Here is a 21,592-nt window from a genome sequence, read left to right on the forward strand (position 1 = left end):
GAAATTCTAACAGCGGTTCCGGGTGGAAATGGGCTCTTTTGATTTCATCACATTTTTTTTCCTGATCGCTGCCGTGGTCATTTTCCTGCAATTGCGTAGCGTACTTGGTCGCAGGACCGGCAGCGAGCGGCCTCCTTTCGATCCATATTCCTCACGGGATATCGCTCAGGGTCCGGAGGCCAAGGATAACGGCAAGGTCGTTCAGCTTCCTCGACGCGACGGCGCGGCCGAAGACGAGTCCCGGTATGCCGAGATCGAAACGGTCGCCAAAGCCGGGACCCCGCTCAACGCCCAGCTGAGGGCCGTTACGGATGCGGATCCCAATTTCAATCCGGTCGAATTCCTCAACGGTGCGAAGATGGCCTACGAGATGATCGTCATGGCCTTTGCCGATGGCGATCGCAAAACGCTTAAGGGATTGCTGTCGCGCGAAGTCTATGAGGGCTTCGAGGCCGCGATCGCGGAGCGCGAGAACAAGGGCGAAGTCGTCAAGTCGACTTTCGTCGGCATAGACAAGGCCGACATCGTGCATGCGGAGATCAAGGACAGCGAGGAAAATATCACGGTCAGGATCATCAGCCAGCTTATTTCCGCAACCTACGACAAGCAGGGAAAGCTGGTCGATGGGGACGCCGAATCGGTTGCCGAAGTGAACGATCTGTGGACCTTCTCGCGTGACATCCGTTCACGCGACCCGAACTGGAAGCTGATCGCTACCGAATCTGAAAACTGACCGGGAAGCGGGCGGCCATGGCTTTTGATCTCGAGCCGGTCTCCTTTTCGGAGCTGCCAGGCTGGTTTGCGGACGACCCGGCGCCGGTGATCGCTTCACTTCGCCGCTGTCACCGGCATGTAACGACGGTGAAGCCGTATAAGACCGGTTCGCTCGGGCTTTCGGTGGAGGACATGTTGCCGGCCTTCGAGGCGGCGGGTGGGGATTTCGCCAATGCGGCGGCCGCACGTGCTTTTTTCGAGGCCTGGTTCGTTCCGTTTCGTATCCGCCCGAAAGGGAAACGGGCGGGCTTCGTCACCGCCTTCTACGAGCCCGAGATCGAAGTCCGGGAAGAGCCGGATGCGAATTTCCGCTTTCCATTATACCGGCGCCCCTCCGACCTCGTCGATATAAACGACGCAAACCGGCCGGAGGGGATGGACCCCTATTTCGCTTTCGGATGCCTTCGTGACGGCAGGATCGAAGAATATCCGGATCGCTGCGCCATCGAAGAGGGCTTTCTCGCCGGGCGCGGGCTGGAGATCGCCTATGCCCGCTCCAAGGTCGACGTCTTTTTCGTCCATGTGCAGGGGGCAGCCCGGCTGAACTATCCGGACGGGTCGCGTCGGCGCATCACCTATGCCGCAAAAACCGGGCATCGCTTCACCGCGATCGGCAAACTGTTGATCGAGCGTGGAGAGATCGACGCCGCCACCGTGTCGATGGCCAGTATTCGTGAATGGCTCGCGGCCCATCCGGACAGGACGGATGAGGTTCTTCGGCATAACCGGTCCTTCATCTTTTTCCGCGAGGCGCCGGTCGAGAAAGATGATCTCGGCCCCGTCGCTGCTGCCAAGGTGCCGCTCGAGCCGGGCCGGTCGCTTGCGGTGGACCGACTCATCCACACTTTCGGCGTTCCTTTTTACATCGCGAGCGAGACGCTGACCCATCTCGACGGAGGAAATTCCTTCGGCCGCCTGATGCTCGCGCTGGACACCGGCTCTGCCATTGTCGGCCCGGCCCGTGGCGATATTTTCACCGGTTCCGGCGACGCGGCGGGGGATCTCGCCGGTTCCGTGCGCAACGAAGCAGACTTCTTCATTCTCGTGCCCCTTGCGGCCGCGGCCCGATATCGCCGGCAGTCCAGTCATGGCTAGGGAAAAGAAACTCTCCGCCGAGGACCGGATTCTCTGGGGGAAGGTGGCGCGCTCGGCGCGCCCGATGCCCGGGCGGCTGGATGATCTCGAGGAACTGCTCGGCGGGGCGGCGGAAATCAAGGCCGTGCCTGGTCCGGAGGCGGACTCCTCGAGCGCCCCCGAGAAGATCGACAGAGGCTTTTCGATCAGCCGGGAGAAAATGGAACAGCGCCCGCATCATCCGCTGGAGCGGCCGGTCAAACGCAAGCTCGCTAAGGGCAGGTTGACGCTGGAGGCCCGTATCGACCTTCACGGCATGATCCAGAGCGAGGCGCACGGCCTGCTGCTGCAGTTCCTCCTCAGAGCGCGGGAGCGCGGTATGCGTCATGTCCTTGTCATAACCGGCAAGGGCACATCCCTTGGCAGCGACGGCGCCTTGAAGCGCGCGGTGCCGTTCTGGTTTTCGCTGCCGGAGTTCCGGCCGTTGATTTCGTCCTACGAACCGGCAGCGCGCAATCATGGCGGCGAGGGGGCGTTGTATGTGCGGCTGGCGCGGGCGAAGGAAGCGCGTCATGACCCCATTCGGTGAGGCCGTACGGGAGCTCCGGCGGCGCAAGGGCGTGACGCAGAAGGAGATGGCGGCGGCCATCGGGGTTTCGCCGGCCTACCTCTCGGCTCTCGAACATGGCAAGCGGGGCGCGCCGAGCTTCGATTTCCTCCAGCGCGTTGCCGGCTATTTCAACGTGATCTGGGACGAGGCCGACGAACTTTTCCGGATCGCGCATATTTCAGACCCGAAAGTGGTGCTCGACACCTCCGGTCTGCCGCCCGGTCATACCGCCTTCGCCAATCGTTTGAGCGGGCAGATTCGCAGCCTCTCGGCGGAGACGATCCGGGCACTGGAAGATGTTTTGGAAAAAGCCACATTTCCTGATAAGGACAGGGGATGAAAGCCCATCCCGGCGGCAATTTTTGCGTTCGGGATTTGGAACCGACGGACAAATTTCCTATAGTCCGCGAGGCATCTCGCGCTGTGATTCGCAATGGATCACGACGTCCGAAACCTGGAAAGACCTGAGCTCGAATGACCGAAATTTCTGAGACCGAAGCCGGCGCAATCGCCGAATATGGTGCCGATTCCATCAAGGTGCTGAAAGGCCTCGATGCCGTACGCAAGCGCCCGGGCATGTATATCGGCGACACCGACGACGGCTCAGGTTTGCACCACATGGTCTACGAAGTCGTGGACAACGCGATCGACGAGGCTTTGGCAGGGCACGCGGATCTGGTTACGGTGACGCTCAACCCCGACGGCTCCGTAACCGTGACCGACAACGGCCGCGGTATACCGACCGACATTCACAGGGAAGAGGGCGTCTCGGCGGCGGAAGTCATCATGACGCAGCTTCATGCCGGCGGGAAATTCGACCAGAATTCCTACAAGGTCTCCGGCGGTCTGCACGGCGTCGGCGTTTCGGTCGTCAACGCCCTTTCCGTGTCGCTGAAGCTCAAGATTCGCCGTTCGGGCAAGATCCACGAAATGAGCTTCACCCACGGCGTTGCCGACGGGCCGCTCAAAGTGACGGGCGACGCCGGCAGCGACACCGGGACGGAGGTGACCTTCACGCCGAGCGAACAGACCTTTTCGAACATCGAATTCGAGTTCGCCAGGCTCGAGCATCGCCTGCGCGAACTCGCCTTCCTGAATTCCGGCGTCCGCATCGTGCTGACCGACAAGCGTCATTCTGACATCAGGCGTGAGGAACTGATGTATGACGGTGGCCTCGAGGCCTTCGTCGCCTATCTCGACCGGGCGAAGAAACCGCTCGTGCAGAAGCCGGTCTCGATTAGAGGCGAGAAGGACGGCATCACCGTAGAGGTGGCCATGTGGTGGAACGACAGCTATCACGAGAACATGCTGTGCTTCACCAACAACATTCCGCAGCGTGACGGCGGCACGCATATGGCCGGCTTCCGTGCCGCGCTCACGCGTCAGATCACCTCCTATGCCGACAGTTCCGGCGTCACCAAGAAGGAGAAGGTGTCGCTCACGGGCGACGATTGCCGAGAGGGCCTGACGGCTGTGCTGTCGGTTAAGGTCCCCGATCCCAAGTTCTCTTCGCAGACCAAGGACAAATTGGTGTCCTCCGAAGTCCGCCCGGTCGTCGAGAGCCTGGTCAACGAGGCCCTGGGCGTCTGGCTTGAAGAACATCCTTCCGACGCCAAGATTCTCGTGGGAAAGGTCGTCGAGGCCGCGGCCGCGCGCGAAGCGGCGCGCAAGGCGCGCGAACTGACGCGCCGGAAGGGTGCGCTCGACATCTCCTCGCTTCCCGGCAAGCTCGCCGATTGCTCGGAACGCGACCCGGCCAAGTCGGAACTCTTCCTGGTGGAGGGCGACTCGGCGGGCGGCTCCGCCAAACAGGGCCGCTCGCGCGAAAGCCAGGCGATCCTGCCGCTGCGAGGCAAGATCCTCAACGTCGAGCGCGCGCGTTTCGACAAGATGCTGTCGAGCCAGGAAATCGGCACGCTGATCACCGCGCTCGGCACGTCGATCGGCCCGGACGAGTTCAATGCCGACAAGCTGCGCTATCACAAGATCATCATCATGACGGATGCCGACGTCGACGGCGCTCACATCCGCACGCTGCTGCTCACCTTCTTCTTCCGGCAGATGCCGGTGCTGATCGAGCGCGGCCACCTCTACATCGCCCAGCCGCCGCTCTATAAGGTGGCACGCGGCAAGTCCGTCCAGTATCTCAAGGATGAGAAGGCGCTCGAAGACTACCTGATCAATATGGGCCTGGAGGAGGCTTCCCTCGAACTCGCTTCGGGCGAGGTGCGTGCCGGTCAGGATCTTCGCGAAGTCATCAACGACGCGCTCCGGCTGCGGTCGCTGATGGATGGGCTCCACTCCCGCTACAACCGCTCCGTCGTGGAGCAGGCTGCGATTGCCGGAGCGCTCAATGTGGAACTGAACGGCCAACGCAACGAATATCAGCAGATCGCCGCTGAAGTCGCCCGCCGGCTTGACGTCATCGCCGAGGAGACCGAGCGCGGCTGGGCGGCAGAGGTGACCGCCGAGGGCGGCCTGAAGCTGGAGCGCATGGTGCGCGGCGTCAAGGAAGCGGCTGTGCTCGACATGGCGCTGATCGGCTCGTCCGATGCCCGGCATATCGACCAGCTCAAGAGCCGGTTGAAGGAAGTCTACGGCGCACCGCCGATGCTGCGCCGCCGCGACGGAACGCAGGAGATCAGCGGCCCGCGCGCTCTTCTGGACGCGATCTTCGCCGCCGGCCGCAAGGGTCTTACCATGCAGCGCTACAAGGGCCTCGGCGAAATGAACGCCGAGCAGTTGTGGGAAACGACGCTCGATCCGAACGTTCGCTCGCTGCTGCAGGTCAAGGTAAACGACGCTACGGATGCGGACGGTCTGTTCTCGCGCCTGATGGGCGACGAAGTGGAACCGCGGCGCGACTTCATCCAGGAAAACGCGCTGAGCGTCGCCAACCTCGATATCTGACATCTGATTCCAGCAAGCGGCTGCATAGCTTCGAAAGAGCAGGGCGGATCTCCGTCCTGCTTTTTCGTCGCTACGGCTCATTCGCCCTTGAAGTGCCCTTCGAAGACGAATTCGCTGAAAGGCCGGCGCTGGCTTGGTTTCTCGCGTTCGCGCAGGTCGTCCGGCAGGGTCGAGGGATCGGCGATGCGGCCGATCGCAACGGCTGCCTCTACCCGGTAATGCTCCGGCACGCCCAGCACCTGTATCGCCTTTTCCCTGTCGACGCCCGCCATAGCATGGGCATGCCAGCCGGAAAGCTGCGTCTGCAGCGCGAGTGCGAACCAGGCCGCTCCGGTATCGAAGGCGTGCGTATAGGCCGGCCGCACTTCGCCGGTCGACGTGGTTCTGTGGGTTTTCGAAAGGATGATGACCAATGCGGAGGCGTTCTTTGCCCAGCGTTGGTTGCCTTCGTCGAGGGTCGACAGCAGGCGAGCGAAGTGCCCGGTGCCTCGACGGGCATAGACGAAGCGCCAAGGCTGGAGATTGCTGGCCGAAGGGGCCCAACGCGCCGCTTCGAAAAGCGCGAGCAGATCCTTTTCGCCTATCTCCTCGCCGGTGAAGGCTCGCGGTGACCAGCGCTCCAGAAAGATCGAGTGTATGGGGTGATCGGCTTTTCTATGGTTGATTTCTGTCACGAACGAACATCCTTATTTCTCTAAAGCACCGCGCCGAGCTCCATTGTCGGGGCTCTGTATCGGCATATGGCATTGCCATCCGTGCGCATGAGTTCAGCATAAGCGGAAAGGACCGGTAAACGGCATATACATAATTGTCGAACCGGCAAAAAAAGTTGTATAACTTCTGTAGATTTTTTTGAGGAAGGACGCGCCATGAATTTGAAAGACCCGTCGCTGTTTCGCCAGGCCGCTCTTGTGGGCGAAACCTGGATCGAAGCCGATCCGAAAAACGCGATCGAGGTGAACAACCCTGCGACCGGTGAAATCATCGGCCATGTTCCGAAGCTCGGCGCCGCCGAGACGAAGGCCGCGATCGAGACTGCGGCACGGGTACAGAAGGAATGGGCCGCGAGGACCGCCAAGGAGCGTTCGGCGGTGCTGCGCCGTTGGTTCGAGCTGATGATCGAGAACAAGGACGATCTCGGCCGAATATTGACGAGCGAGCAGGGCAAGCCGCTTGCGGAGGCGACCGGAGAGATCGTTTACGGCGCCAGCTTCATCGAGTGGTTTGCGGAAGAAGCGCGTCGCATCTATGGCGATCTCGTTCCAGGCCATCAGAAAGACAAGCGCATTCTGGTGATGAAGCAGCCGATCGGCGTCGTTGCGGCGATCACGCCCTGGAACTTCCCGAACGCAATGATCACCCGCAAGGCCGGCCCCGCCTTTGCCGCCGGCTGCGCCATGGTCCTGAAACCGGCTGCACAGACGCCGTTCTCGGCCATTGCCATTGCCGTGCTCGCCGAGCGCGCGGGCATGCCGAAAGGGCTCTTCAGTGTCATCACCGGCTCGGCGCGGGAGATCGGCGCCGAGATGACGTCGAACCCGACCGTCCGCAAACTGACCTTTACCGGCTCTACCGAAGTCGGCGCGGAGCTGTATCGCCAGAGCGCCGCCACGATCAAGAAGCTTGGACTGGAACTCGGCGGCAACGCCCCCTTCATCGTCTTCGATGACGCCGATCTCGATGCGGCGGTAGAAGGCGCTCTCATCGCCAAGTTCCGCAACAACGGGCAGACCTGCGTCTGCGCAAATCGCATCTATGTGCAGGAGGGCGTCTACGACGCCTTTTCCAGGAAGCTTGCCGCGGCCGTCGGCAAACTCACGACCGGCAACGGTATGGAAGACGGCGTCATCCTCGGTCCGCTGATAGACCAGCCGGCACTTGCCAAGGTCGAGGAGCATGTGGCCGACGCGCTGGCGAAAGGCGCGCGCGTGATCGAGGGCGGCCGGCGCCATGCGCTCGGCGGTACCTTCTACGAGGCGACGGTCCTTGCGGACGTCACCCAGGAGATGGCGGTCGCACGCGAGGAAACCTTCGGTCCGGTGGCGCCGCTCTTTCGTTTCAGGGACGAGTCGGACGTCATCCAACAGGCCAACGACACGGAATTCGGTCTTGCCTCCTATTTCTACGCCAAGGATCTCGCCCGCGTCTTCCGGGTCGCGGAAGCGCTGGAATACGGCATGGTCGGCGTCAATACCGGTCTTATCTCGACTGCGGAAGCACCCTTTGGCGGCGTCAAACTCTCGGGGCTTGGCCGCGAGGGCTCGCGTTACGGCCTCGAGGAGTTCACCGAGATCAAATATGTCTGCCTCGGCGGTATCGCCTGAGGTTGCCTGCCCATCAAAGCCAAGCCGGCCGGAAAGTTCTGGCCGGCTTTTTCTTTTGTCGGTAAGAGGTTACGAACTCACGTTTTTGCCGGCGGATTACGGCAGACGGACTCGGACGCGAAGAGGAGAGCAATCGATGCCCGCCCCGAAAAATACCTTCAAAGCGGCGCTCCGCGAAAACCGCTTCCAACTCGGTCTCTGGGTGGCGCTCGCCAGTCCCTATGCTGCCGAAGTGGTGGCCGGCAGTGGATATGACTGGCTGCTGATCGATGGCGAGCATGCGCCGAACGACCTTCCGATGCTGGCGGCGCAGTATCGCGCCATTGCGGGCGGGGGCAGCCATCCGATCGTGCGCCTGCCGGTCGGCGACGCGGTCATGATCAAGCAGATCCTCGATGCCGGCGTTCAGACCGTGCTGATCCCGATGGTCGACGATGTCGAGCAGGCGCGCCAGCTCGTGCGCGCTGTCCGCTATCCGCCTCACGGCATTCGAGGCGTCGGTGCCGCACTGGGGCGGGCCACGAATTTCAGCCGGATCGGCGACTATCTTGAGAACGCCAATGACGAGATCTGCCTGCTTCTGCAGATAGAGAGCCGGGCAGGGCTCGAGGCGATCGACGCCATTGCCGCGCTTGACGGCGTCGACGGCCTGTTCGTCGGCCCGGCAGATCTTGCCGCTGATATGGGTTATCTCGGCAACCCCGGCCATCCGGAGGTGCGAACCGCGATCATCGACGCTTTTGAGCGCATTCGGCAGGCGGGCAAGGCGCGCGGCATCATGACCCTCGATCCGGCCCAGGCGCGCGATTATCGCGACCTCGGTGCCGATTTCATGGCCATCGGCACCGACGTGACGCTGCTCGTCAGCGCCTCGGAGCGGCTGCGCCTGGAGTTCCTTGGAGAAGCTGGACCGGCCCGGCGCGAAGCCGGCTACTGATCACGGGATCGATTGCAGCAGTGTCTCCCGCGCCGACTTCAGATGCCGCCGGCAGGCCTGCTCGGCCGACATGGGATCCCGCGACTGCAGCGCAGCGATATAGTCGAGATGCTCTTCGAGCGCACGGGCGTTGCGCTCGCGCGCATTCGCCTTGTTCCACTGGTAATGATAGTGGAAGACGATGGCGATGACATCGTAGAAGTCGATGATGAAGCGGTTGCTCGACGACTTGTGCACCAGCAGGTGGAGGCGTTCGTCGAGTTCGGAAAATTCCCCGTAACGCTCGTCGATGGCGGCGAGGATCTCGCGGTGCACCGCCTCGATCGTCCTCAGTTCCTCCCAGGCCGGATCCTCTTCGGGAAGGGAGACGAATCGGGCGGCCGAACGCAGCTCGAACATCTCCCTCACTTCCGTCAGTTCGAGCGCGAACTCGCGCGTGAACCCTTTCAGGACCCAATGACTGTTCGGCCGCTTCTCGATCAGGCCGAACCGGCTGAAGCGGATCAGGAATTCGCGAACGCTGGTGGTCCCCGTGCCGATCTCGCGCGCAAGCTCCAGTTCGTTGATCTGCATGCCGGGCTCGGCGCCGCCCGCAAGAATCCGGCGCATAAAGCTGCGCTCGATCCTCTCGGCGAGTGAATCGGTCTCCTCGCTCGGAAAATAGTCCGAGGGCTCAGGGTTTCGGAGCACTGTCTTGCTGCGCTTGTCCCAGGCAATCAGGCTCAGTTCCTCGCAGCGCGTCAGTATGGCGCGAACGGTCGTACGGCTGACGCCGAGCGCCTGGCCCAGCTCCGGTTCGGAAGGAAGAGTGGCGGTCTCTGCGAACAGCTCGAGGCAGCGGTTGAAAGCATCCTTGAATACGGTGTTCTGCTTCGCCATGGCTGGGTCTGTCCCGTTTCGGGTTGGTCGTGAAGGCAGTCGAAGCTTTCGTTCGGCAACGACCCGCCAGAGCCATAATAGCCATTGACGAACTTCTGTCTATTGTAGATAAAAGACAGAAGTGATGCCCGCCCAGATTGGGGAAACGTTCGGGAGGAGTTTGATTTGCCCGCACCGTCATCGATTCTTCTTTCAACTGACGACAACGTCGTCGTCGCCACCGCGGCGATCGCGCCGGGTGACAGGCTGGTCGGCGAAGTATCCGCAGTCGCGCGGATAGAGCCGGGCCACAAGGCCGCGGTCCGCGCGATCGAGGCAGGCGAGGCCGTGGTAAAATATGGTCAGGCAATCGGCCGTGCCACCTCGCCCATTGCCCCTGGCGAACACGTCCATTCGCATAACCTCGCCTTCGATCAGGGTCGGCTGGCCATTGGCGCTCCCGTTCCGCCGGAGGCTGCGAGCGAGGCCGACAGGACGCGCACATTCCTCGGCTACCGCCGGGCGGACGGGCGTGCGGCTACGCGCAACTATATCGGCATCGTCGCCAGCGTGAACTGTTCCACCACGGTCTGTCGCGCAATCGCCGATGAGGCGAACCGGCGCGTCCTGCCCAAGTATGAAGGCATCGACGGCTTCGTTCCGATCGTCCATGACCAGGGATGCGGCATGTCGTCCACCGGCGACGGAATGAAGAACCTGCACAGGACGCTCGCCGGCTATGCGCGCCACGCGAATTTCGGCGGCGTGCTGATGGTGGGGCTCGGTTGCGAGGTCAATCAGCTGACGCTCTACGGCCAGAGCGGAGCGGGGGCCGAGAAACGGCATTTCAACATTCAGGAGGCTGGCGGTTCGCGCCGCTCGGTGGAACGCGCCCTCGGCATTCTCGAGGAGATCGCGAAGGAGGTAGCGACAGCCCGGCGTGTGCCGATCCCGGTCAGCGAAATCATCGTCGGCCTGCAATGCGGTGGTTCGGACGGTCTGTCGGGCATCACCGCCAACCCGGCGCTCGGTGCGGCGGTCGATATACTTGCCGGCGCCGGCGGCACCGCCATCCTCTCCGAAACCTCCGAGATCTACGGGGCCGAGCATCTGCTGCGCAGCCGCGCGGTCAACGAGGCGGTCGCGGTCAAGCTGGACGGGCTGATCGCTTGGTGGGAAGATTATGTGGCGATGCATGGCGCATCGCTCGACAATAATCCTTCGCCGGGTAACAAGAGGGGCGGTTTGACGACGATCCTCGAAAAATCGCTGGGTGCCGTCGCCAAGGGCGGCCGATCGCCTTTGACGGCCGTTTATAATTACGCGGAACGCGTGACGGAGCCCGGCCTGGTTTTCATGGACACGCCCGGCTACGATCCGGTCTCGGCAACCGGCCAGGTCGCCGGCGGCGCCAACGTCATCGCGTTCACGACCGGACGCGGCAGCTGTTTCGGGTGTCGGCCGGCGCCATCGATCAAGCTCACCAGCAACACGGCGCTTTATCAGGCGATGGAAGAGGACATGGACATTGACTGCGGCATCATCGCATCGGGAGAAGCCACGATTGCAGGCATGGGCCGGGGGATCTTCGATCTGATCATAGAGACCGCCTCGGGCCGCAAGACCAAGAGCGAGCTTTTCGGCTACGGCGACAACGAGTTCGTGCCATGGCACCTGGGGGCAACGCTTTAGGCGGGGAGATGCGGGGCAGCACCAGGCGTATTAAGGGCGCAATCCTTGGAGGAGGAGGCAAGGGATGCAGACGAGAAGGATCGGACGGACCGCGCTTGCGGTGACCGAATACAGTTTCGGCACCGCCGGACTGGGAGGTCTCTACCGCGAATGCACCCGTGAAGCGGCAATGGCGACGCTCGACGCCGCCTGGGAAGCAGGGATCCGCTATTTCGACACCGCGCCGTTCTACGGGCTCGGCCTTGCCGAGCGGCGCGTCGGCGATTTCCTGCGCGACAAGCCGCGTAACAGCTTCGTGCTGTCGACGAAGGTCGGCCGCCTGCTTCATCCGGTGCCGGAGGACAAGGTTCCGGATTACACCTACGTCAAGCCGTTGAATTTCGACATCACCTATGACTACGGCTACGACGCAATCATGCGCTCGGTCGAAGTGAGCTATGCCCGCCTCGGCCTCAACCGCATCGACATCCTCTATGTCCATGACATCGGCGGCTACACGCACGGAGCGGCGAAAAACAACGTTTATCTGGAGCAGCTGCTGGATTCCGGTCTGAAGGCGCTCGAAGAGCTGAAATCCAGCGGAGTCATCTCGGCCTACGGTCTCGGCGTAAACGAGGTGCCGGTCTGCCTCGATGTCATGCGTCAAGCTGAAATCGACTGCATCCTGCTTGCCGGTCGCTACACGCTCCTCGACCGCTCCGCGGTCGCCGATCTGCTGCCGCTCTGCGCGAAGAAGGGAACCTCGCTGGTCGTGGGCGGTGTCTTCAACTCCGGCATTCTCGCAACCGGTCCGGTCGAGGGAGCACATTTCGATTACATGCCGGCGACGGAGGAGGTGCGCGCCAAGGTCGCGGCGATGGAGCGCATCGCCGAGAAGCGCGGCACGCCGCTCGCCGCGCAGGCCATGCAGTTTCCGCTGGCCCGGCCGGAAGTCGCCTCCGTCCTGCTCGGAACCGCAAAACCGGCCAGCCTCAAACGAAACATGGAGCTGCTGCGCTTCGAAATCGCGCCCGACGATTACGCCGCCTTCGAGCCTCACACGCTTGTTGCGCCCGAACTCGGGCCGGAGGCGGTAAGGGCCTGATCCCCGACGCCTTCGTGGAGAGACGTTCATTTCATAAGCACCGGACCGCATGCACCTGGCGGTCCGTCTCGATAAACGGAACGAGGTGTGATTTAAGAGGAGAACCCTGATGAGCATAGCCAAGCGCATTCTTTCCCGCCGGGCCTTCAATGCCCTGGCCGGCGCCGCATTCGTTGCAGCAATGATGCCTGCGACCTCTTTCGCGCAGGACGTCACGATTCCGATCATCGTCAAGGACACCACGTCCTTCTATTGGCAGATCGTCCTTGCGGGCGCGCGCGCCGCCGGCAAGGACCTCGGCGTCAATGTGCCGGAACTCGGAGCCCAGTCGGAAGCGGACATCAACGGCCAGATCACCATCCTCGAAAACGCCGTCGCGAGTGCCCCGGCAGCAGTTGTGATCGCTCCGACGGAGTTCAAGGCACTCGGCAAGCCTGTCGACGAGGCCGCCAAATCGGTTCCGGTGATCGGCATCGATTCAGGCGCCGATTCCAAGGCGTTCACCTCGTTCCTGACGACCGACAATGTCCAAGGCGGGCGCATCGCCGCCGACGGCCTCGCGGCTGCAATCAAGGAGGCGACCGGAAAGGAAGAGGGTGAAATCGCGATCATCACCAGCCTGCCGGGCGTCGGCTCGCTCGATCAGCGCCGCGAAGGTTTTCTCGATCAGATCAAGACGAAATATCCCGGTCTGAAAGTCGTCGCCGACAAATATGCCGACGGTCAGGCAACGACCGGTCTCAATATCATGACCGACCTGATCACAGCCAACCCCAACCTCGTCGGCGTTTTCGCATCCAATCTGATCATGGCGCAGGGCGTCGGCCAGGCGATCGCCGAGAACAAGCTCGGCGACGAGATCAAGGTGATAGGTTTCGACAGCGACGAAAAGACGGTGGGTTTCCTCAAGGAGGGCGTGCTGGCCGGCCTCGTCGTCCAGGATCCCTATCGCATGGGCTATGACGGCGTGAAGACGGCCTTGGCAGTCTCCAAGGGCGAGAAGGTCGAAGCCAATGTCGACACCGGCGCGAACCTGGTCACCAAGGCCAATATGAGCGAGCCGAAGATCGACGCGCTCTTGAACCCGAAGGTCAACTGACGAAAAGGAAATGCGCGGCGCTGTACGGCAGAGTCGCGCTTTCTTCCGCAATTCAAGAAACTCCGCAACGGCCGGGAGGGCCGGCCGCTGTGATCCGGAGTGGAGGAGACTGCGATGATAGGGCTTCAAGAGGTCAGCCATCGCCATGACGATCAGGTGAGGGCGGCAGGCAGCCATCCCGTTCCGAAGGGTGAGCCCATTCTGGAGCTGCGCGGCCTGCAGAAAAACTACGGTGCGGTAGAGGCGCTGAAACCCGCGAACATGACCTTCCTCTCGGGCGAGGTACACGCGATCGTCGGCGAGAATGGAGCCGGCAAATCGACGCTCATCAAGCTCCTGACCGGGGTCATTGCCCGCAGTGCCGGAGAGGTCCGCTGGTGCGGTGAAACGGTCGAGCTCGCCACGCCCAACGAGGCGATCGCGCGCGGCATCAACGCGGTTCATCAGGAGGTGGTTCTATGCCCCCATTTGAGCGTTGCGGCGAACATGTTCCTGGGCGACGAGATGAGCCGGCGCGGGGTGATGCGCAAGCGTGCGATGACCGATGCGGCCCAGGGCGTGCTCGACGACCTCGGTTTCAATCTTCCGGCAAATGCCGAACTAGGCAGCCTGACGATCGGCCAGCAGCAGCTGGTCGCAACCGCGCGGGCGGCGATGCGCGGCACGCAGTTTCTCATCTTCGACGAGCCAACCGCCTATCTCACACGACAGGAGTCCGCCCAGCTGTTCCGCCTCATTCGCCGGCTGCAGAGCGAAGGCGTGACGATCGTTTATATCAGCCACCGGTTGGAAGAAGTGTTCGAGCTCGCCGACCGGGTTTCGGTGCTGCGCGACGGCACGCATGTCGGCACGCGCGCAATTTCCGAGACGAACGAAACCGAACTGATCGCCCTGATGATCAACCGTTCGATCGAGCAGATCTATCACAAGGAGCATTTCGAACGGGGCGAAACGATCGTCGAGACGCGCGGCCTGTCCGGCCCCGGTTTTCGCGAGATATCGCTTTCGGTCAGGGCCGGTGAAATCGTCGGTCTCTACGGTCTGATCGGCGCCGGCCGGAGCGAATTCGCACTCGGCCTTTACGGGCGCAATCCGGTGAGTGGCGGAGAGATATTCTGGCAGGGCCGCAAGACCGCCATAGCCAACGAGCGGGATGCGATGGAACTCGGGATCGCGCTGGCGCCGGAGAGCCGGCGCGACCAGGGCTTGTGCCTCAACCTGCCGATCGGCCTCAACATCAACTTGCCCGTTTTCAAGAGGCTGACACGCGGCTTGACGATTAACCGCGCCGAGGAGGCCTCCAATGCCGACCGTCAGATCAGAGACCTAAATATCAAGACGCCGTCGCGGCGCGTGCTCGCCTCCGCCATGTCCGGAGGCAACCAGCAGAAGATCGTGATCGGCAGATGGCTGAGCCATGGCGCAAAGCTCTTCATCTTCGATGAGCCGACCGTCGGTGTCGACGTCGGCACCAAGGCGGAAATCTACCGGCTCTTTGCGCGGCTTCTGGAGAATGGTGCGGGGATCATCCTGATCTCCTCCTATCTGCCGGAGGTCTATGAGCTTGCCGACCGTCTGCACGTGTTCAGGCAGGGGCGGCTTGTGGCGAGCCACGATTACCGTGGCGCTAGCCATGAGGAAGTACTCGCGCAGGCGATCAATGCCTGATCGGCCCGAGGAAAACCACAGCAGGGGAGGAAAACTATGAGTGTGGAAACCGTCGAAAGCGCGGGACCGAGGCCGAAGAAAGGCGTCAGCATCCTGTTCGGCCTGACGCTTCTGGGATTGCTGCTTGCTCTCTGGCTGGCTTTGGGTGTATCGACCCAGGCTTTCTGGACGCCGAACAACATCAGCAACCTTCTGCGCCAGGGCGCGATGACCGCTATTCTCGCCGTCGGCCAGACCTTCGTCATCATTACCGCGGGAATCGACCTGTCGGTCGGCGCTGTGGTCGGTTTTACCAGCGTTATCGTCGCCTGGCTGCTCGCGGCAGGCGTTCCGCTCTGGCTCGCGATCATCGCGACGCTGGCGATCGGGGTGCTGATCGGCGCCTTTCATGCCTTCGGCATCGTTCGCATGGGGCTGCCGCCCTTCATCATCACGCTGGCGACGCTGACATCGCTTCGCGGCATAGGTCTCCTGATCACCAATGGCTCGACGATCTCGATCACCCACGATGCCTTCACCACGTTCTCGCGCGCCGATTTCCTCGGAGTTCCCAGTCTTTTCTGGATGGTGATCGTCGTTGCCATTCCGGCTTTCGTCTTTCTGCATCTGAGCCGCTTCGGGCGCTATCTTTTCGCGGTCGGCTCCAATCGCGAGGCGGCGCGCCTCTCCGGCGTCAACGTCGACCGTACGATCTATCTCGCCTACATCCTGTCATCGACCTGCGCCGCCTTTGTCGGGTTGCTGCTCGCCTCGCGCATCGGCATCGGCAACGCCACGCAAGCCGAAGGATGGGAGCTGCAGGCGATCGCGTCCTCGGTCATCGGCGGCACGAGCCTTTTTGGTGCCGTCGGCTCGGTTCACGGCCCCCTTCTCGGCGCCTTCATTCTCGCCACGATCAACAACGGCGCCAACCTCCTGAACGTCAACTCCTTCTGGCAGCGCATCATCACGGGCCTGCTGATCATCGTCATCGTCTATTTCGACCAGTTGCGGCGGCGGGGCGCGCGATGATGGCCGCCCGCCCGCACCCGGCCGCAAGCAAACTTCGGAGCACCACGTGAAAGCCGTCCTATGTTCAGAGCCGGGCCACATCGCCCTTGTCGCCCGCGATGCGCCTGAGGCACCGCCGCCCGGCTCGGTGCGCCTTGCCGTCAGCCGCGTCGGCATCTGCGGCACCGATTATCATATCTTCGAGGGCAAGCACCCCTTTCTCGAATATCCGCGCGTGATGGGCCACGAAATCTCGGCGAGAGTGATCGAGGGCGGTCCCGGCACCCGGCTCACGCCGGGAACGCTCGTCGTCGTCAACCCCTATCTCTCCTGCGGAACTTGCAGCGCCTGCCGCAAAGGCAAGCCGAACTGCTGCACGGCGATCCGCGTTCTCGGCGTCCACACCGACGGCGCGTTCTGTGAAGAAATAGTCATGCCCGAACAGAACCTTTATCCGGCTGATGGCCTGTCGCCCGAAGCCGCCGCCGCCGTCGAGTTCCTGGCCATCGGCGCGCACGCCGTCCGGCGTTCGGCGGTAGGCAAAGACGTCCGTTCGCTGGTGATCGGTGCCGGGCCGATCGGACTTGGTACGGCCGTCTTTTCCCGGATCGCCGGTCATGACGTCAGGCTGCTCGACACGAGCGTGGAGCGACTGGCCTTCGCCGCCGAAAAGCTCGGCTTCTCCCCTGGCATCCTCGCGGGTGACGATGCGGCGCTTGCGCAGGCAACCGGCGGGGATGGTTTCGACGTCGTCTTCGACGCCACCGGCAGCGCCCGGTCCATGGAACGGGCATTTGCCCACGTCGCCCATGGCGGAACGCTGGTCTTCGTCAGCGTGGTCAAGGAAGAGATCCGCTTCTCGGATCCCGAATTCCACAAGCGGGAAATGACGCTTGTCGCAAGCCGCAACGCCACGCGCGAGGATTTCGATCACGTCATTCAGTCGCTTTCGGCGGGGCTCGTTCCGATCGAGGCGCTCGTCACACACCGCACAACGCTTGAGGACCTCGCCCATGACCTTCCGCGCTGGGCCCATGATAAGACGGGGCTCGTCAAGGCAGTAGTCGCGGTAAGCGCCTGCTAGCCAGGCCGTCGCCATCGGCACCTGCTTGCCGCCGCATGCAGGGCGTCGATTTTGTCCGGCCATAGATCGAAGGGTAAAGGTATAGACTTAACTTTCCGGGAGCTTGTCCGGCCACTGTTGCGCAGCGTGCAGGACACGAAGGATGTGGACTGTCGTTTTGGCCACGGCATAGCCAGCGATATAAGGCGTGCCGGTAATCACAAGCTCGCGAGTCCCGGCAACCCTGCCGGGACGGTCACTTTCCGGAAATTCCCGCAGACGGCGTACAGCGGCCGCGATCCGTTCAGCGACTGCGGCGGAGGGATTATCGGCCGATGTGCGTGAAAATGCCGTCGCGGTCGAGGAGCGCGAAGGCGGACCATACGAGATCACGAGTTCTGGTTGCCCGCCTTGTGGCGTGCCGCCGCACGCGGCTCCGCGAAATGCGCCTCTGCCTCGTGATCTGGAACATCGGGTCGGGTATCGTTCAGCGCCTGCAGCACTTTAGCCCTGAACCAGGCGTCATGGGCCTCGCTGCCCGTCACCAGCTCGAGCGGCAGCACGCCTTCATTGGCGGTTCGGGTGAGCAGGATCCGCACGACGTCGGAGACCGTCAGCCCCATGCTTTCGAGCACGGCGGATGCACGATCCCGGACTCCGGCATTGATACGGGTCTGAACCAGAGCATTCGCGGCCATTATCGCCTCCTTTCATCGATCTAAATGTAATGCAATGAATGCTCAATGCCAGTCTTCTACAGGCCGCAGATGCGGCACGCATGCCCGATGAAGGACGTAAAACACGGTTACTTGTTGCGCTGCACAAGAATGGTGCTAGTCTGGCAGCGATTGCGGAAATCACGATGGACAACCGCAAGCGTCGGACTGGGAGCGGCGTTGTCTTTGATCTGAAACAAGGGGTACGCGCCCATGTTCTACCAGTTTTACGAGTTGAACCATGCAATGATGGCTCCGTGGCGCACTGCGGCTGACGCCATGCGGCTGGCCTTCAGCAATCCGATGAATCCGGTCTCGCATACGTATTTTGGCCGAGCCGCCGCCGCAGGGCTGGAGGTGTTCGAGCGCGCCACCCGCCGCTACGGAAAGCCGGAATTCGGATTACCGGAAACCGAGATCGACGGCCAGCCCGTGGCGGTGCGCGAAAGAATCGTCTGGCGTCAGCCGTTCTGCAACCTCATACACTTCGAACGCAGGCTCCCCAAGGACCGCGCTCCCGATCCCAAAGTGCTTATCGTCGCGCCGATGTCCGGCCATTATGCCACGCTCCTGCGCGGAACCGTGGCGGCAATGCTGCCCCATTCCGACGTCTATATCACCGATTGGATCGATGCCCGAATGGTCCCGTTGAGCGAGGGAACCTTCGATCTCGACGACTATATCGACTACGTCATTCAGATGCTGCACTTTCTGGGACCGGATGCGCATGTGATCGGCGTGTGCCAGCCGGCCGTTCCGGTCCTGGCGGCCGTCGCGCTGATGGAGGCGGAGGATGATCCGCTAACGCCCTCGACGATGACACTGATGGGCGGTCCGATCGACACGCGCATCAACCCGACGGCGGTCAACCAGCTGGCGAAGGAGCGGCCGCTCGACTGGTTCCGCGACAATGTCCTCATGCCGGTGCCATGGCCTCAGCCCGGTTTCATGCGGCTGGTCTATCCGGGTTTCCTCCAGCTCTCCGGTTTCATGTCGATGAACCTCGACCGGCACTTGATGGCCCACAAGGAGTTCTTCGCTCATCTGGTGAAGAACGACGGGGATGCCGCCGACAAGCACCGCGAATTCTACGACGAGTATCTCGCGGTGATGGACCTCACCGCGGAGTTCTACCTGCAGACGGTGCAAGTCGTCTTCATGCAGCACGCGCTGCCTAAGGGCGAGATGATGCACCGGGGCAAGCGCGTCGATCCTGCGTCGATCCGCCGGGTGGCGCTGTTGACCGTCGAGGGTGAGAACGACGACATCTCCGGCCTCGGCCAGACCGAGGCAGCGCAGACGATCTGTAACAGCATTCCGGATCATATGCGGCAGCACTACATGCAGCCCGACGTCGGACATTATGGCGTGTTCAATGGATCGCGCTTCCGTCGCGAGATCGCACCGCGCATCGTGGCGTTCCAGCGGCAGCATTCGCGCCATGCGAAGCCGGTCAAACAGCTCATCAAGGGCGGCAAGTCGGCCTGAGGCGCCGGCGAAGACCTTTGATCTGCCGGGCAGACTATCTTTTCAAGGTGTTGTGCATTCGTTTTGACGCAGCAAAGTCAGGGGGTTGTCCGATTCCTCGATGCGATGTCTTGCGCATGGACGGTGGGTTTCCCACATCGTTTTCATCGGGCCGCGAAGGGCGGCCCACTGACTGCGAGGAATCCTGAATATGAACCAATCTGCACTGATCCGTCCGGACTGGACGCCTGCGACCATTGCATTGATGGTGCTGGGTTTCGTTGTGTTCTGGCCGCTGGGCCTGGCAATGCTTGCCTATATTCTCTTCGGCGACAAGCTGCGGGCCTTCAAGAAGGACGCCAACGAAGGAGTCGATCGCATGTGTGCCGGCTTCAAGCGAACCAATTGGGGTCAACGGACACATCATCGCACCGGCAATGTCGCTTTCGACGACTGGCGGACTGCGGAACTATCCCGTCTCGACGAAGAGCGCCGCAAGCTTGACGAGATGCGCGAGGAATTCGACGGTTATGTGCGCGAGCTCCGCCGCGCAAAGGACCAGGAGGAATTCGACCGCTTCATGCGCGAGCGCAAGAGCGGCCGCCCAGGTCCGGAAGCCGGCTTCGAATCGAGCTGATCGATAAGTCGGAGGGGTGGAACCGCATGGCGCCATCCCGTCATGATCCGGCGTTTCATGTGAAACGCCGGATTGCCTATGTCTACCTGCCAACGTGCCCGCGAATCGGTTAAAACGGCCCCATGTTCTCATCTCTCAAGCGGCGCCGTGTCAGAGGACCGTCACTTGATGTCGTTCGTGACATCGAGGTCGCCGGCAAGGTCCTTCCCCTGACCATTCGGGAAAATGCGCGCGCGACGCGGATGACGCTTCGCATCGAGCCCGGTGGCAGGGCGCTGAAGCTCACCGTGCCGGAAGGTCTGCCGGAGCGTGAGGTCAGCGCCTTTCTCACCCGCCATCAGGGCTGGTTGATGACCAAGCTTGCCCGCTTTTCCGGCGAGAGCGAGATCGAGGATGGCGGCAGCATCCTCATCCGGGGCATTGCTCATCGCATCGAGAGGACCGGCCGCCTGCGCGGTTTGACCGAGGCGGTCGTCATCGACGACGAGGCAGTGCTGAAAGTAGGCGGCGCCGAGGAGCACCTGCGCCGGCGGATTGCCGATTACCTGAAGAAGGAGGCGCGCGGCGAGCTCGAGCGTCTCGTCGCCATTTATACCGGCAGGTTGGGGCGCAAGGCGCGCTCCATCAGCCTGAAAGACACCCGAAGCCGCTGGGGGTCCTGTTCCGCCCAAGGCGATTTGAGCTTCTCCTGGCGTATCGCCATGGCGCCACCGAAGGTGATCTCCTATCTGGCGGCGCACGAAGTCGCCCATCTTCAGGAGATGAATCACGGGCCGGGCTTCTGGGCGCTGTGCGAAGGCCTTTGCCCTGAAACGAAAGACGCCAAGCACTGGCTGAAGCGCAACGGCACCATGCTGCATGCGATCGATTTCAGCTAGGTGAGGGCATCCTTGTGCCGCCAGGCGGACGAGGAGGCGCCCGCATGGTTCGTCGAAAAACGCCGGGTGCCCGCCGCCGCATTCTTCCTAACAATAGCCACGGCAACGCAACGGTTTTGCTCGACTCTGGCGGCATTTCATGCAAGGTCGCTTTCCATGAAAACGGAAGTGAAGATTTGCGGCTTGAAGACGGCCGAGGCCCTGCAACGTGCCGTTGCGCTCGGTGCTTCCCACACGGGTTTTATCTTCTTTCCCAAGAGCCCACGCAATATCGAGCCGGATGACGCCGGCCGTCTTGCCGAGCTCGCCCGAGGAAGGGCGAAGATCGTCGCGGTCACTGTCGATGCGGATAATGACGATCTCGACGAAATCGTTTCGGCGCTTCATCCCGAGGTGCTGCAGCTTCATGGTTCTGAGAATCCGGAGCGCGTGCTTGCGATCAAGGCTCTTTACGGCCTTCCCGTCATCAAGGCGCTCCCGATCCGCGAGGCTTCCGACCTGGAGCGGATCGCGCCCTATATCGGGATCGCCGATCGTTTTCTCCTGGATGCGAAGCCGCCGGCTGGTTCCGACCTGCCGGGTGGAAACGGGGTTTCTTTCGACTGGAGACTCCTCGACGCGCTTGACGCGAACGTCGATTACATGCTTTCCGGTGGATTGAATGCGAGCAATGTCGAAGACGCGCTTGCGCTGACCGGCGCGCGCGCCATCGATACCTCCTCCGGGGTCGAAAGCGCACCGGGCATCAAGGATCTGACGCTCATGGATGCGTTTTTCGAGGCGATTCGCCGAGCGGAAGCTTAAGCCACGA

General features: G+C 62.2%; 20 protein-coding genes and 1 pseudogene. 17 read left to right on the top strand and 4 right to left on the bottom strand.

Annotated features, from left to right (window positions below):
* Positions 1-28: 28 nt before the first annotated feature.
* From FB009_RS09325 to gyrB, 5 genes are all read left to right on the top strand, one after another.
* Positions 29-733, top strand: coding sequence for a Tim44/TimA family putative adaptor protein (locus FB009_RS09325; RefSeq protein WP_012067421.1), 705 nt, complete (start codon positions 29-31; stop codon positions 731-733).
* Between the two features lie 17 nt (positions 734-750).
* Complete coding sequence (gene mltA / locus FB009_RS09330; protein WP_012067422.1) at positions 751-1,869, top strand: murein transglycosylase A; 1,119 nt, start codon at positions 751-753, stop codon at positions 1,867-1,869.
* A complete protein-coding gene (locus FB009_RS09335) occupies positions 1,862-2,437 on the top strand; it encodes a Smr/MutS family protein (protein WP_018209202.1) in 576 nt (191 codons plus the stop codon). Before mltA ends, FB009_RS09335 begins: the two co-directional genes overlap by 8 nt.
* Positions 2,421-2,798, top strand: a complete 378-nt coding sequence (locus tag FB009_RS09340) for a helix-turn-helix domain-containing protein (RefSeq protein ID WP_012067424.1) — start codon at positions 2,421-2,423, stop codon at positions 2,796-2,798. The genes FB009_RS09335 and FB009_RS09340 overlap by 17 nt, the downstream gene beginning before the upstream one ends.
* A 134-nt stretch (positions 2,799-2,932) precedes the next feature.
* The gene (gene gyrB, locus FB009_RS09345) at positions 2,933-5,368 is read left to right on the top strand and encodes a DNA topoisomerase (ATP-hydrolyzing) subunit B (protein ID WP_012067425.1); all 2,436 of its coding nucleotides are present in this window, start codon (positions 2,933-2,935) and stop codon (positions 5,366-5,368) included.
* Positions 5,369-5,445: 77 nt separating this feature from the next.
* Here the strand turns inward: gyrB and FB009_RS09350 are convergent, their stop codons facing one another.
* Positions 5,446-6,042 carry a nitroreductase family protein gene (locus FB009_RS09350; RefSeq protein WP_012067426.1) on the bottom strand — a complete coding sequence of 199 codons (597 nt, stop codon included), beginning with the start codon at positions 6,040-6,042 and terminating at the stop codon, positions 5,446-5,448.
* A 195-nt stretch (positions 6,043-6,237) separates the two neighbouring features.
* Between FB009_RS09350 and gabD the strand changes: the two genes are divergently transcribed.
* Positions 6,238-7,692: an NADP-dependent succinate-semialdehyde dehydrogenase gene (gabD, locus tag FB009_RS09355; protein ID WP_012067427.1), complete on the top strand. Its 1,455-nt coding sequence runs from the start codon at positions 6,238-6,240 to the stop codon at positions 7,690-7,692.
* Positions 7,693-7,828: 136 nt separating this feature from the next.
* Entirely contained in the window at positions 7,829-8,629 is an 801-nt protein-coding gene (hpaI, locus tag FB009_RS09360) for a 4-hydroxy-2-oxoheptanedioate aldolase (protein ID WP_012067428.1), read from the top strand.
* On the opposite strand, the gene FB009_RS09365 is transcribed toward hpaI, so the two are convergent.
* Positions 8,630-9,508: a GntR family transcriptional regulator gene (locus FB009_RS09365; RefSeq protein WP_012067429.1), complete on the bottom strand. Its 879-nt coding sequence runs from the start codon at positions 9,506-9,508 to the stop codon at positions 8,630-8,632.
* Positions 9,509-9,673: 165 nt separating this feature from the next.
* Here FB009_RS09365 and FB009_RS09370 point away from each other — a divergent pair, with 165 nt between their 5' ends.
* From FB009_RS09370 to FB009_RS09395, 6 genes are all read left to right on the top strand, one after another.
* Positions 9,674-11,179, top strand: a complete 1,506-nt coding sequence (locus FB009_RS09370; RefSeq protein WP_012067430.1) for a UxaA family hydrolase — start codon at positions 9,674-9,676, stop codon at positions 11,177-11,179.
* Between the two features lie 64 nt (positions 11,180-11,243).
* Entirely contained in the window at positions 11,244-12,263 is a 1,020-nt protein-coding gene (locus tag FB009_RS09375; RefSeq protein WP_012067431.1) for an aldo/keto reductase, read from the top strand.
* Positions 12,264-12,372: 109 nt separating this feature from the next.
* On the top strand, positions 12,373-13,362 hold the full coding sequence (locus FB009_RS09380; protein WP_145161568.1) for an ABC transporter substrate-binding protein: 990 nt from the start codon (positions 12,373-12,375) through the stop codon (positions 13,360-13,362).
* A 114-nt stretch (positions 13,363-13,476) separates the two neighbouring features.
* Positions 13,477-15,030, top strand: coding sequence for a sugar ABC transporter ATP-binding protein (locus FB009_RS09385; RefSeq protein ID WP_012067433.1), 1,554 nt, complete (start codon positions 13,477-13,479; stop codon positions 15,028-15,030).
* Between the two features lie 36 nt (positions 15,031-15,066).
* Entirely contained in the window at positions 15,067-16,041 is a 975-nt protein-coding gene (locus FB009_RS09390; RefSeq protein ID WP_012067434.1) for an ABC transporter permease, read from the top strand.
* A gap of 46 nt (positions 16,042-16,087) precedes the next feature.
* The gene (locus FB009_RS09395) at positions 16,088-17,104 is read left to right on the top strand and encodes a zinc-binding alcohol dehydrogenase family protein (RefSeq protein WP_012067435.1); all 1,017 of its coding nucleotides are present in this window, start codon (positions 16,088-16,090) and stop codon (positions 17,102-17,104) included.
* Between the two features lie 87 nt (positions 17,105-17,191).
* On the opposite strand, the pseudogene FB009_RS09400 reads toward FB009_RS09395, so the two are convergent.
* A pseudogene (locus tag FB009_RS09400) lies at positions 17,192-17,513 on the bottom strand (type II toxin-antitoxin system RelE/ParE family toxin).
* A complete protein-coding gene (locus FB009_RS09405) occupies positions 17,473-17,781 on the bottom strand; it encodes a type II toxin-antitoxin system RelB/DinJ family antitoxin (RefSeq protein ID WP_012067437.1) in 309 nt (102 codons plus the stop codon). Before FB009_RS09405 ends, FB009_RS09400 begins: the two are co-directional and overlap by 41 nt.
* 231 nt (positions 17,782-18,012) lie before the next feature.
* Between FB009_RS09405 and phaZ the strand changes: the two genes are divergently transcribed.
* The 4 genes from phaZ to FB009_RS09425 all read left to right on the top strand — a co-directional run bounded on the left by phaZ (position 18,013) and on the right by FB009_RS09425 (position 21,585).
* The gene (gene phaZ / locus FB009_RS09410) at positions 18,013-19,287 is read left to right on the top strand and encodes a polyhydroxyalkanoate depolymerase (protein ID WP_012067438.1); all 1,275 of its coding nucleotides are present in this window, start codon (positions 18,013-18,015) and stop codon (positions 19,285-19,287) included.
* A 190-nt stretch (positions 19,288-19,477) separates the two neighbouring features.
* On the top strand, positions 19,478-19,903 hold the full coding sequence (locus tag FB009_RS09415) for a DUF2852 domain-containing protein (protein ID WP_012067439.1): 426 nt from the start codon (positions 19,478-19,480) through the stop codon (positions 19,901-19,903).
* Between the two features lie 122 nt (positions 19,904-20,025).
* Positions 20,026-20,781, top strand: a complete 756-nt coding sequence (locus tag FB009_RS09420) for a M48 family metallopeptidase (RefSeq protein WP_012067440.1) — start codon at positions 20,026-20,028, stop codon at positions 20,779-20,781.
* A gap of 156 nt (positions 20,782-20,937) precedes the next feature.
* Positions 20,938-21,585, top strand: a complete 648-nt coding sequence (locus FB009_RS09425) for a phosphoribosylanthranilate isomerase (protein ID WP_012067441.1) — start codon at positions 20,938-20,940, stop codon at positions 21,583-21,585.
* Positions 21,586-21,592 lie beyond the last annotated feature (7 nt).

This window comes from Sinorhizobium medicae (genome assembly GCF_007827695.1).
GTDB lineage: Bacteria > Pseudomonadota > Alphaproteobacteria > Rhizobiales > Rhizobiaceae > Sinorhizobium > Sinorhizobium medicae.

Bases quoted from the DNA above. Each gene is read 5' to 3' on its own strand.
- FB009_RS09325 (WP_012067421.1), top strand. From the start codon at position 29: ATGGGCTCTTTTGATTTCATCACATTTTTTTTCCTGATCGCTGCCGTG.
- mltA (WP_012067422.1), top strand. From the start codon at position 751: ATGGCTTTTGATCTCGAGCCGGTCTCCTTTTCGGAGCTGCCAGGCTGG.
- FB009_RS09335 (WP_018209202.1), top strand. From the start codon at position 1,862: ATGGCTAGGGAAAAGAAACTCTCCGCCGAGGACCGGATTCTCTGGGGG.
- FB009_RS09340 (WP_012067424.1), top strand. From the start codon at position 2,421: ATGACCCCATTCGGTGAGGCCGTACGGGAGCTCCGGCGGCGCAAGGGC.
- gyrB (WP_012067425.1), top strand. From the start codon at position 2,933: ATGACCGAAATTTCTGAGACCGAAGCCGGCGCAATCGCCGAATATGGT.
- gabD (WP_012067427.1), top strand. From the start codon at position 6,238: ATGAATTTGAAAGACCCGTCGCTGTTTCGCCAGGCCGCTCTTGTGGGC.
- hpaI (WP_012067428.1), top strand. From the start codon at position 7,829: ATGCCCGCCCCGAAAAATACCTTCAAAGCGGCGCTCCGCGAAAACCGC.
- FB009_RS09365 (WP_012067429.1), bottom strand. From the start codon at position 9,508: ATGGCGAAGCAGAACACCGTATTCAAGGATGCTTTCAACCGCTGCCTC.
- FB009_RS09375 (WP_012067431.1), top strand. From the start codon at position 11,244: ATGCAGACGAGAAGGATCGGACGGACCGCGCTTGCGGTGACCGAATAC.
- FB009_RS09380 (WP_145161568.1), top strand. From the start codon at position 12,373: ATGAGCATAGCCAAGCGCATTCTTTCCCGCCGGGCCTTCAATGCCCTG.
- FB009_RS09385 (WP_012067433.1), top strand. From the start codon at position 13,477: ATGATAGGGCTTCAAGAGGTCAGCCATCGCCATGACGATCAGGTGAGG.
- FB009_RS09390 (WP_012067434.1), top strand. From the start codon at position 15,067: ATGAGTGTGGAAACCGTCGAAAGCGCGGGACCGAGGCCGAAGAAAGGC.
- FB009_RS09405 (WP_012067437.1), bottom strand. From the start codon at position 17,781: ATGGCCGCGAATGCTCTGGTTCAGACCCGTATCAATGCCGGAGTCCGG.
- phaZ (WP_012067438.1), top strand. From the start codon at position 18,013: ATGTTCTACCAGTTTTACGAGTTGAACCATGCAATGATGGCTCCGTGG.
- FB009_RS09415 (WP_012067439.1), top strand. From the start codon at position 19,478: ATGAACCAATCTGCACTGATCCGTCCGGACTGGACGCCTGCGACCATT.
- FB009_RS09420 (WP_012067440.1), top strand. From the start codon at position 20,026: ATGTTCTCATCTCTCAAGCGGCGCCGTGTCAGAGGACCGTCACTTGAT.
- FB009_RS09425 (WP_012067441.1), top strand. From the start codon at position 20,938: ATGAAAACGGAAGTGAAGATTTGCGGCTTGAAGACGGCCGAGGCCCTG.